The sequence below is a fragment of the Bifidobacterium sp. KRGSERBCFTRI genome, assembly GCF_025908335.1.
In genome coordinates this window covers 146,480-157,761 of record NZ_CP109653.1, presented here as the reverse complement: position 1 = coordinate 157,761, position 11,282 = coordinate 146,480, and the positions used below count along the sequence as shown (strand labels likewise).

The 11,282-nt window shown below is 61.9% G+C and carries 7 protein-coding genes; 4 read left to right on the top strand and 3 right to left on the bottom strand.

All coding sequences use genetic code 11. The features are described 5' to 3' along the window. Positions 1-39 precede the first annotated feature (39 nt). The 3 genes from OGI63_RS00660 to OGI63_RS00650 are packed head-to-tail and all read right to left on the bottom strand — an operon-like array spanning position 40 to position 2,958. A complete protein-coding gene (locus OGI63_RS00660; RefSeq protein WP_004218485.1) occupies positions 40-1,527 on the bottom strand; it encodes an ABC transporter ATP-binding protein in 1,488 nt (495 codons plus the stop codon). Between the two features lie 52 nt (positions 1,528-1,579). Next, complete coding sequence (locus tag OGI63_RS00655; protein WP_004218484.1) at positions 1,580-2,320, bottom strand: energy-coupling factor transporter transmembrane component T; 741 nt, start codon at positions 2,318-2,320, stop codon at positions 1,580-1,582. Continuing rightward, positions 2,317-2,958: an MptD family putative ECF transporter S component gene (locus OGI63_RS00650; protein WP_004218483.1), complete on the bottom strand. Its 642-nt coding sequence runs from the start codon at positions 2,956-2,958 to the stop codon at positions 2,317-2,319. Before OGI63_RS00650 ends, OGI63_RS00655 begins: the two co-directional genes overlap by 4 nt. A gap of 293 nt (positions 2,959-3,251) precedes the next feature. On the opposite strand from OGI63_RS00650, the gene OGI63_RS00645 reads away from it, so the two are divergent. The 4 genes from OGI63_RS00645 (at position 3,252) to OGI63_RS00630 (ending at position 10,728) form a co-directional block, all read left to right on the top strand. After that, on the top strand, positions 3,252-6,020 hold the full coding sequence (locus tag OGI63_RS00645) for a YhgE/Pip domain-containing protein (protein ID WP_004218482.1): 2,769 nt from the start codon (positions 3,252-3,254) through the stop codon (positions 6,018-6,020). Beyond that, positions 6,017-8,215 (top strand): YhgE/Pip domain-containing protein, encoded by a 2,199-nt coding sequence (locus OGI63_RS00640; protein WP_004218481.1) that lies wholly within the window; start codon positions 6,017-6,019, stop codon positions 8,213-8,215. Before OGI63_RS00645 ends, OGI63_RS00640 begins: the two co-directional genes overlap by 4 nt. A 9-nt stretch (positions 8,216-8,224) precedes the next feature. Next, entirely contained in the window at positions 8,225-8,878 is a 654-nt protein-coding gene (locus tag OGI63_RS00635; RefSeq protein ID WP_004218480.1) for a TetR/AcrR family transcriptional regulator, read from the top strand. 590 nt (positions 8,879-9,468) lie between these two features. After that, positions 9,469-10,728, top strand: coding sequence for an ABC transporter substrate-binding protein (locus OGI63_RS00630; protein WP_004218478.1), 1,260 nt, complete (start codon positions 9,469-9,471; stop codon positions 10,726-10,728). Positions 10,729-11,282 lie beyond the last annotated feature (554 nt).

The window sequence follows — 11,282 nt, the reverse complement described above, 5'->3', positions numbered from 1 at the left end:
GGGCCCCGACCGCATTCGCCCGGGGCCCCGCATGTGCATTCAGAACCGCACGATGCGGTCGCACACCTCGGCGGCCAGCTCGTCGTCGTGCGTCACGACGAGCACGCACACGCCACGGTCAGCCAGGTCGCGCATGAGCGCCCCGACCTGCAGCATATGGTGGCGGTCGAGCCCGCTTGTCGGCTCGTCGAGCACCACGACCCGTTTCTCGCCCATGAGCGCCACACCGATCGCCAACCGCTGCTTCTGGCCGCCCGACAACGTCATCGGGTGCCGTTCGGCGAAGTCGAGCAGACCGAGCTGTCGCAGAATCCCATCGGCGCGCTCGCGCACCCGTTGCGCATCTTCGGCCGTACGCACATGCTGCATCGCCTCGAGCAGCATCTCCTCGCGCACGCTCGATGCGAACAGCTGGTAGTTCACATCCTGCATCACCATCGCGCACAACGCGGAGAGCCTGCCCGGTTTCGCCGCGCGCCCATCGACGAGAATCTCGCCCGCCACCGGTTCGACCAGCCCGCACACCGTTTTCACAAATGTGCTCTTCCCCGCGCCGTTGCGCCCTATGAGCCCCACGATCTGCCCGGCGAACAGATTCACATCGCCCACCTCGCGCACGAATCCGCGCTTGGTTCGGCCGAACAGGCGCCGCCGCTCATACCCGACCTTCAGACCACGCGTTGCGATCACCGGCTTCTCGCCGGACGGTTCCGCTCGTTGCGCGATCCGCTCGACCTGTCCCCGCGGCCCGCTCAGTTCGAGCGCACGCAGACCCCATGCACGCCGCTGGGACTCGGGCAGCGCATGGAATTGTTCCGCGGTGTATTCGCCGACCACGCGACCGGCGTCGAACACAACATACCGGTCGGCCAGATCGGCGACCCATGCGAGCCGATGCTCGGCGATCACGATGGCGATGCCGTCGCGTTTGAGCCGCTTGACCATGTTGCGCAACCGTTCCATGGCCTCCGCGTCCAGATTGCTCGTCGGCTCGTCGAGCACGAGCACCCCCGGGTCGAGCATCGTGGCCGCCACGACCGCCAGCTGCTGTTGCTGACCGCCGGAACAGTCGACAATGTTGCGGTCGTGCAGATGTTCGACGTCGAACGCACGCAGCCGTTCGCGAATGCGACGGCGGATCTCGCTGGGCTCCATGCCTGCGTTCTCGCAGGGGAACGCGAGTTCGTCAGTCGAGTTCGCATGGAAATACTGTGTTTTCGGATTCTGGAACACCGACCCCACTTCGGTCGCATAGTCCTCCACCGCCGCCACGCCGGCGTGGAGTCCACCCACGCGGGCCTCACCGTGCAGACTCCCCCGGAAATACTCGGGCGCGAGCCCGTTAAGCAGTCTGGTCACCGTGGTCTTGCCACACCCGCTGCGCCCGACGAGCATCACGACCTCGCCCGCACGTGCCTGCAGCGACACATGGTCGATCGCATGCACTCCGCGTTCCACACCGTCAGCGGATTCATCCGACGCATACCGGAACGAGCAACCATCCAACGCACATCGAGTCCCGTTCATACCCCTCCTTGAATATCACAGCCATCACCGTCATTCGCCCGCCATACCCGTGCTAGGCCTGCCATGGTATAAGCGGCAGGCAGCACAATGCCAGCATGGCCCAGTCGATTGCCTGCATGTGCAGCATGGCGGAGCTGGATGTGGCACGTCGCCGTCCGAGGCCCTTGGTGAGGGCGGAGACGGTGAGATCGTGCGCCGCATTCGCCGCGTTCATCAACAGCGGCACCAGCACGTATTCGAGCGAGCGCATCGGGTGGCACAGCATGGCCCAGCCTCCCACATTGATGCCGCGCAGGCGCATGCTGCAGCGAATCATGCGGTAGTCACGCGCGATCGTAGGGAAGAACCGCAACAGCACGATCGCCGGAATCACCACCGCATCGGGCAGATGCAACCGCCTCAGGGCGGCGACGAGCTCGCCGGGAGGCGTGGTTGCGAATGCGCTCATGCCGGCGATGAGGCACGGCAGCATCATTGCGCCACCAGCGGCCAACGCCCCCGGCACATGCAGCCAGGGTGCCGCATCTGCCACGGCCGCGGCGAGCCAATCCACGCCCAGGCACATCGCATAGCAGGCCAGCATGCCCATGCCCAGCGCGATCTTGCCCCCGCATAGCATGGGCAGCGAGAACAGCAGCACTCCCATCATGCCGGCGTACGGCCCCACATGCAGGAACATCATCATATTGGCCACCACAAGCATGGCGAGCTTGACGCGCGGGTCGAAGTGCAGCACGCCGCGGGTGGCACGAATCGGCACGCGAGTTTCACGTGGAACAACCACCTCCGTCATGCCACGGCCGCCTTGAGGAAATGCCTGCGCATCAGGCGCATGCCGAAGAGGCCGCCGACCAGCGCGCCGATCACAATCGCCACCATCGCCACCACGAAGGTCGTGCCGTTCACCGCGCCAAACAGCGCGTCAATGTAAGCAGCGTCCTTGCCTTTGCGTTCAAGGCTGGCAATGTAGGCGTCCTTCATCATCCACAACGGCAGAATCGGCCCGGTGCAACCGAAACTGAACACGACATAGCTCAGCATGAGCGCCCATGGGCGACGCCATGCCCCGAATCTGGCAATGCAGTCCGCCGCCAGCGGGAACACGATCGCCGTGACGAGCGAGGTCGCGAAGTGACCCGAAACGAACAGGAACAGGCCGAGCATGAGCCCCATGAGCGTGATCGCACCGAATCTGCGCACCCGAGCCACCATGAGCATGAACACCGGCCCGGCGAGCACGGCCGCGATGGCGGGCAGCAGAATGTTGCCGGCAACGCCGAACACTGCCATACTCGCCAATGCGGCGACGCCCACGAGCGCGAAATAGACGGCGCCGAACACGCCCACGTTGATCAGATCGGCAACGGTCAGACGGGTGCCGCCAGCAGCCCGCACCTCACGCCTCCGCGCATCTCGTTCCATGTCGCTCATGCCTTCGCCTCCTCGTCTCGTACTGCAACACCGCGTAACGCCGGGCTAGCCCCGTGGCGTAATCGCCCGCACCGCGGTTCCGAACGATTCACAATGTATTGAGAATGCGCCGCGCGCACAAGGGTTTCGCGAAATCACCGGAACAATTTCCATAATCCGGACACAAATCCGAGATGGCGAGGAGCTTCACGCGAATCCTTGAGCAGAATAACGCTACTATGTCCGTAGCGCTACGTATACCGTATCTCTGAGAAGTACACGCACCCCAAGCGGAAGGAGGCGAAAGAGGAGTCATGCGCAACATATGGTTCATTCTGCGGCGCGACCTCAAGCGACTCATCATCAATCCGGCCGCCTGGGTGATCATCTTCGGCCTCACCTTCATTCCCGCGCTCTACGCCTGGTTCAACATCATCGGCTTCTGGAATCCATACGGCAACACGAAAGGCATCACCGTGGCCGTGGCGAACGAAGACGCCGGCGCCGACAACGCCATGATGGGCAAGCTCGAGCTCGGCGACCAGATCGAGAGCACGCTCAAAGAGAACCACGAGCTCGGCTGGACCTTCCTGGGCAAGGCGAAGGCCATGGAATGCGTGGAATCCGGGCATTGCTACGCCGCCATCGTGATCCCGCGCAACTTCAGCGAGAACATGGCCGCCGTGATCACCGGCAGCGGCCAACGCCCCACGCTCGAATACTACGTGAACGAGAAAGTGAACGCCGTCGCGCCGAAAATGACCGACGTCGGCGCGAACACCGTGGACCGCCAAGTGAACAGCGCCTTCGTCTCCACCGTGAGCAAGGCGGTCACCGACACGATCAACACAACGAATGTGCAGATCACACAGGAGGGCAACGCCACCGTGGCGCAGACCGTGGCGAAGCTCGACGCCACGAAGGCCAATCTGAGCAAATCGCGCACGATGATCGCCGATCTGCGCAAGACACTCGACGGCGTGGACGAGAAGACCACGGCCGCCAAACAGGCGCTCGCCGGCGTCGACTCGGCCGCCACAAGCGCCTCCCAAGGACTCACCAGCGCATCCGGCCTGCTCACGAAAACGCAGGGCGGTATCACCTCGTTCAGCAACGACCTGTCCACCGAACTCGACCAAGGCGGCAATCTGTTCCTGCAGGCGAGCGGCAAGGCGAGCACATCGGCCACCCGTGTCGCCAACGGCGTGCTCACCGCAAGCGGGGCCACCGGCAGCGCACTCAACGAACTCACCAGCGTGAACAAGACGAACGCGCAGATCCTCGCTGACCTCAAAGCGCTCCCCGACAACCCGCTGAGCGAGCAGATCAACGAGATCGTCACCGACCTGAGCGCCGAGAACGAAAAGGTCGCGCAAACACTGCAGACGCTCACCACCCTCAACGACTCCACCACCGCAGCCGCGAACAGCACGCTCGGCACGGTCGACCAGTTCTCCGCGACGTCAACGACCACGGTCGACGCGCTCTCCGGCGCACGCAACACGATCAATTCGAGCGCGATACCGCAGCTCAATTCCGGACTCGCCACGCTTTCGGGCACCGCAGGCACGCTCTCCGGCTTCCTCACCGGCACACAGTCGCTCACCGGGCAGACGAACCTGATCCTCGACCAGCTCACGCAGATCTGCCAATCCACCTCCAGCTCGCTCAACAGCACCGACGACCTGCTCGGCAAGTTCATCACACGCATCGACACCGTGACCACCGATCTGAAGACGCTCGAGAACACGAACGTGCTCTCGGACCTGCTCGGCAGCAAGAACGGCACACTCGACGCCTCGCGGATCGCCTCGTTCATGCTCTCACCCACCGTGCTCGACACGCATACGCTCTACCCGATCGACACGTACGGATCCGGCATGGCGCCGCTGTTCACGAGTCTGGCGCTATGGGTGGGCGTGTTCATGCTCATGGTGCTGTTCAAGCTCGAAGTGGACAACGAAGGCCTTGAAGGACGCCATGTGACGACGAACCAGACCTACATGGCACGCTACCTACTGCTGGCGATCGTCGCCGGACTGCAGGGCATCGTATGCGCGGTGGGCGACCTCATCATACGCGTGCAATGCGCGAACCGGTTCGTCTTCATACTCACGGCATGGCTCACCTCGCTCGCTTACCTGGCCATCGCCTACGCGCTGTCCGCCACGTTCATGCATGTGGGCAAGGCGCTCGTTGTCGCGCTCGTCATGCTGCAGATTCCCGGCGCCTCCGGCCTCTACCCCATCGAGATGATGCCGGACTTCTACCGCGCGCTCTACCCGTTCTTCCCGTTCACCTACTCGATCAACGCGTTCCGCGAGACGATCGCCGGATTCTACGACGGCGACTGGCTGACGAAGATGCTCATGCTCGCCTTGTTCACGGCCATCGCGTTCTTCGTGGGACTCGTGGTGCGCCCCTGGCTCGGCAATTTCAACCACCTGTTCGCCCGCGAGGTGCATGAGGGCGACATGATCGTCGGCGAGCGCGTGTACATGCCCGCCAACCGCTTCGACCTCGCGCAGGCGCTCCATGTGCTCGCCGATCACGGTGAATACCGCAGGCGCATCGAACGCCGCGCCAAGCGTTTCGCCACACTCTACCCGCGGCTGATGCGCGGCGCGCTCGTGGCCGGTTTCGCGGTGCCGATCGTCCTGTTCATCGTTTTCTCGTTCGTCGGCGCCTCCGACGGCTCGAAGCTCGTGGCGCTCGCCACATGGATCGCGTGGATTCTGATCATCATCATCTTCCTGATGACGGTCGAGTCGATCCGCGAATCGCTGCGCCGGCAGACCGAGCTTGGCTCGCTGAGCGAGGATTCGTTGCGTGACATGATCATGGCGCAGGGCGTGTTCGGCAACAACCGGCACCACATCACCGTGCCGGCGGACGAGCTCAGGCCGGACGCGGCGAGCAACAGCCGCGAACGCGCCGAGAAGAGGCGCGAGGAGCGCGATCTGAACCATCGGGAAGATACGCTCGACCTCAATCTCAACGAACTGCGCAAACCGGAACGGCAGAGGAAGCACCGCGGGAGCACAAGCCGGCGCAACCACCACGACGGGAGGCACTCGGCATGAGCATGCTCGCGAAGATCTTCGCCGATGACGTGCGGCACCTCACCAGCAACATCGTCTCGATCATCATCACGATCGGCCTGATCGTGATCCCCGGCCTGTTCACCTGGTTCAACGTGGCGGCCTGCTGGGATCCGTTCGCAAACACGAAGAACCTGCAGTTCGCCATCGCGAACGACGACGAGGGGTACAAGGGCGACCTGCTGCCCATGCGCATCAACATCGGCGAGCAGGTGGTGGACACGCTGCGCGCGAACTCGCAGCTCGACTGGACGTTCACGAAATCGAGCGCGGAGGCGATCGACGGCACGAAATCGGGCAAATACTACGCCGCCGTGGTGATTCCGAAGAACTTCTCGAAGAACATGATGACGTTCTTCACCGATGACGCGTACCACGCCACGCTCGACTACTACAACAACGAGAAACTCAACGCGCTCGCCCCGAAGGTGACCGGCCAGGGCGCCGACACCATCGCCGCCACGATCAACCAGACGTTCTCGAAAACGCTCACCGACACCGCATTGAATCTGGCCTCGTCCATGCTCGACATGCTCGACAAGCCCGAATACCAGCAGCGGCTCAAGTCGTTCAACGGCAACATAGCCGACCTCGCGGGCATGCTGAACGACAGCGCGGCGGTACTGCGCACATACTCGTCGCTCACCGACTCCGCGAAAACGCTGCTCGCCAGCTCGAACAAGCTCATCGCCGACGCGCGCGCATCCGCGAAAACGGGAGTCGACGATCTCTCCGCCGCCAAAACCGGCGTGAGCGACCTCTCCGGCGCGCTCGGCACGTCGGTGAATGCGCTCGGCACGGCGATCGACACCTCGAAAACGAGTTTGGGCAGTCTGAACGACCGTGTGGACGAGCTGTTCTCGGCGGTCGACAAGCAGGCCGGCGACACGTCTGCGGCAATCAACAACCTCGCCGGCAACGTGCGCACCGAGGCGACGGCGTACGCGACCACGCGCGGCAGACTGCAGGAACTGCTCGACAAATCCGACAATCTGGGACCGGTGGCGAAATCCGCCGTGCAGGCGTTCATCAACCGGATCGGCGCGGTGGCCGACGACCTCAACCAGACTGCAGACCGTCTCACCACAGCCGCGAACGACGTCGACTCCAAGGTCGGCTCCAGCAAGGAGACCCGGCAGGAAATCAAGGATCTCGCAGGCAAGGCGCAATCGTCGGTCTCGTCGATCTCCAAGGACTTCGACGAGACGATCAAGCCCGACCTCACCGCGATGACGAACGCGTTCTCTGACGCGGCGAACTCGCTCAACGGCACCGTCAGCACGCTCGACTCCTCACTCGACAGCCTATCGGGCACGGCCAGCGACGCGAACAAACAGCTCGACTCGGTGCACGAGCTCATCGACAACGCGGCCACCCAGCTCACCGACGCCGCGAAGGAGCTCACGAACTTCAACACCCAGTTCGCCAAGGCACTCGACACCGGCAACATGGGCACCATCAAAAAGCTCCTCAGCGGCAACACCGCCACGCTGAGCACCGCACTGAGCACGCCGGTGGAGCTCAAGCGCGTCGCCCTGTTCCCGGTCGACACGTTCGGCGCCGCGCTCACGCCGTTCTACACGTTCCTTCCGCTATGGGTGGGCGCGCTGCTGCTGGTGGTCACCTTGAAGATCGGCATCTCACGCAAACGCCAGCGCGAACTCGGCAACCCGAAACCATGGCAGATCTTCCTCGGCCACTACGGGGTGTTCGTCTCGATCGCGCTGCTGCAGAGCACATTCTCCTGCGCGGGCACCCTGCTCTTCCTACGCGTGCAGGTGGTGCACCCATGGCTCTTCATGTTGGTGGGGTGGTTCAGCTCCATCGTGTACTCGTTCTTCACGTACACGCTCGTCTCCACGTTCGCGAACGTGGGCAAGGCGATAGGCGTGCTGTTCCTCGTCATGCAGATCTCCGGTTCGAACGCGGCCTACCCGCTCTCGATTCTGCCGCATTTCATCAGCGATATAAGCCCATGGCTGCCAGTGAGCTATTCGGTCACCGCGATGCGTGGGGCCATCGCCGGCATCTACGAAAACGACTACTGGATCGCCATGGGCAAACTCGCCCTGTTCCTCGTGCCGCTGCTGTTCATTGGCCTGGTGCTGCGCCACGCCCTGCTCGGCTTCAACCATTGGTATGAAGCCAGGGTCGAGCGCACCAAGCTGTTGGGATGAGGTGACGCCATGCATTCCATTTCCTCCGCTTCCTCCGCTTCTGCTTCCGCCGCGCGCGCTGCTTCCTCCGCTCGCGCCCGCGCCCCCCGCCCGGCGCTTGGCATTCCGCGGCATGGGCTGCGCCGCGAGCGCACCGACGGCAAGATCACGCGCGCCGTGCTCGAGCTCATTCTCGCGAAAGGCATTGGCGCGGTCTCCATCGAGGCCGTGGCCAAAAGGTCCGGCGTGGCGAAGACCACGATCTACCGCCGGTACGCGAACACCGACGACCTGCTGCGCCACCTCTCGGTCGCCGTGGGCGAGCCGCTCGATTTCAGCGGATTCGACACCACGTTCGACGGGTTGCGCGGTGTGCTCAAATGCATTGTCGACTGTTTCGACGAGGAACTTGGACTCAAGGCGATCGGCGTCGTGCTGTCGTCGAGCAACGACTACCTCGCGAACCTCGCCGAGCGAGTGGTCACGCCCGCCCAGCAGCGCTTCGCCGATTTCATTGGTCGCGGGGTCTCCTCTGGCGCATTCCGCGGAGATGTGAGCGTGCCGTTCCTGTTCCAGACGGTCATCGGATCGATGATGGCCGCCAAAGCGCTTTCAGATTCCTCCCACGACACCTGGGCGCACGACATGGCCTCCCTGCTGTGGCCCACGCTCGCTGCCCGATGACCATTGCGCAGTCCATCCCACGGAATCTGCCGCATAACCGACCGCCAATCGCCCCCGCCGCGGCACTGCTTACGGAACCATCCGCGCAACATGCCGCAGATTGCCATCTCCGCGGTCATCCTCTTGGAATCTTCCGCATAACAGACCGCAAAGCAATCTCCCCATGACCGAGGCCGCAAAATCCTCAGAAAACCACCGCAGACGACGACGCGGAATTTGCATCCAATACAGAAGCGGCATCAATCTGCACACTATTCTCTAAAAATATCAATACAGCAAAATTACTTCCGCATTTTTATAAAAAGATAAACCATTTACCAACCATTAACGTTCTGCGAACATCTCGTAACGAGCGGCAGATAATCTACTCTGCAGATTCACAGAATTGCATATATAAATAGACAATCGTATAACTAAAAATTCTATGGCAGATCTGCCCATGCGCTCACCGATCGTATGATCGAATGGCGGTCACAGCACCGTCCGTTGCAATTCGCGAACGTGAATCACACCAGCTTGACTCGCACCACACCTTCAATCAGGGGACGAAAGGCATTCGGGTCCAAGCAAGAGAGGAAACGGCGATTCAAATGAACAAGCCCAATCGAAAGACATGGCGCACCACGGCCACCGCAATGGCGGCGACGGCAGTGCTCACATTGTCGGGATGCGGCACGGGAACAGCCGACAGCTCGGCAAATGCGGCGGAAGACACCTTCGTTGCGGGCGGTCTGTTCCCGCTCACCGGAACCGCGGCATATCTGGGCCCCTCGAACGTCTCTACCATGAAGCTCGCCGAGCAGGACATTGACGAAGCGGGCGGAGTGCTCGGCAACAAGATCAGCACCATCACGGCCGACACCTCGGACGCGGAGCATGCGGACCAGAACGCAACAGCAGTGCAGTCGGTACTTTCGAAGAACCCGTCGGTCGTCATTGGCCCGCCGTTGAGCTCGGTCGTCAAGAACACCTATAAGCAAGTGACGACGTCGAAAATCCCTATGATTTCGCCAGGCGCCACATCCACGGCGTTCTCCGGACTCGACGACTACTTCTTCCGCACGATCCCGCCGGACACCGTGCAAGGAGTCGTCATGGGAGATCTCATCGCACAGGACGGCATCAAAAATCTTGCCATCGCGGTGTTCAACGACGAGTACGGAATCTCATTGCGCGCAGAAGTGCTCAAAACCTTGAAAGAAGGCGGGGTGAACGTCGTGTACGGCGAGACGGAGACCTTCGACCCGGCCGAGAACAACTTCTCATCCATCGCCACGAACATCAAGGCGACGAATCCGGACGCCGTGCTGGTCATAGCGGCGGACCAGACGATCCCGCTCGTCAAGGAACTGGCGGCCAAGGGCATCGACACCCATAAGCTCTATATGCCCGACAGCAATATGGTCGACCACTCGAAGGATTTCACCAGCGGGCTGCTCAAGGGTTCGAAGGGGACGATTCCCGGCGCACACCCCACCTCCGAGTTCCAGAACGCGCTCAAGACCATCGCGCCCGACACGACGATCTACACCTATAACACCGAGACCTACGACGCCATGGTCCTTGCCGCATTGGCCGCGGAGAAAGGCGGCGCGGCCGACAGCGAGACGGTGCAGAAGAACCTCATGGCCGTTTCGGGTACCACCAAAGGCGAGAAATGCGAATCTTACGAAGACTGCGTGGCCCTGATGAAGAGCGGCAAGGAAATTCAGTACGTGGGCAAGACCTCAATCGGCGTCTTCAACAACGCCCACGACCCGAGCACCGCATCGATTGGCATCTATGAGTATGACGACAGCAATGTGCCGGTCTTCTTGGATTCACAGGAGGGCGCAGTGCCGCAGAATTAGTTCGCGTCGCGCCCGGCAAGCTGATCGGGCCTGCGCATACGCTGAAATCTGCGGTTTGTTTTACGGAACCTTCCGCACAACCGACCATAAACTGCTCCCTACGCGGTCAATCTCACGGACGCTTCCGCATAGCAGACCGCAGAACCGCAGTTTCACGGCATGTTTCACGGAGTCTTCCGAAAAAGGAGCCAAGAAAGCACCCGCTTGCGGCCGGGTCTTCGGAAGCGTCCGCGCACCGGACCGCGGCGGGGTCTGCAAACGACATGGATTACGAAAAACCCACGCAATATGCCGCGCATCTGCGAAACAGCGCAGGAAATCGACCTGGCTCAATTTCACAGCAAACTCTCAGGATGCTCTATATTAGCCTCAAGCATTGCAAGTCTACAATATAGGCATCAGCTCAAGAGCTGACCCCTTCTTTCTTCTTCTCTTCTCTCTGGAAGGCCGGCGGCACACGAACCGCCGGCCTTTTCTCTTGCTTGCAGATCATAGGCCATCGCACTGGCAGCACGAGCAGCGAAGACGCAGAGAAAATGGTCTTCCTTGCAATA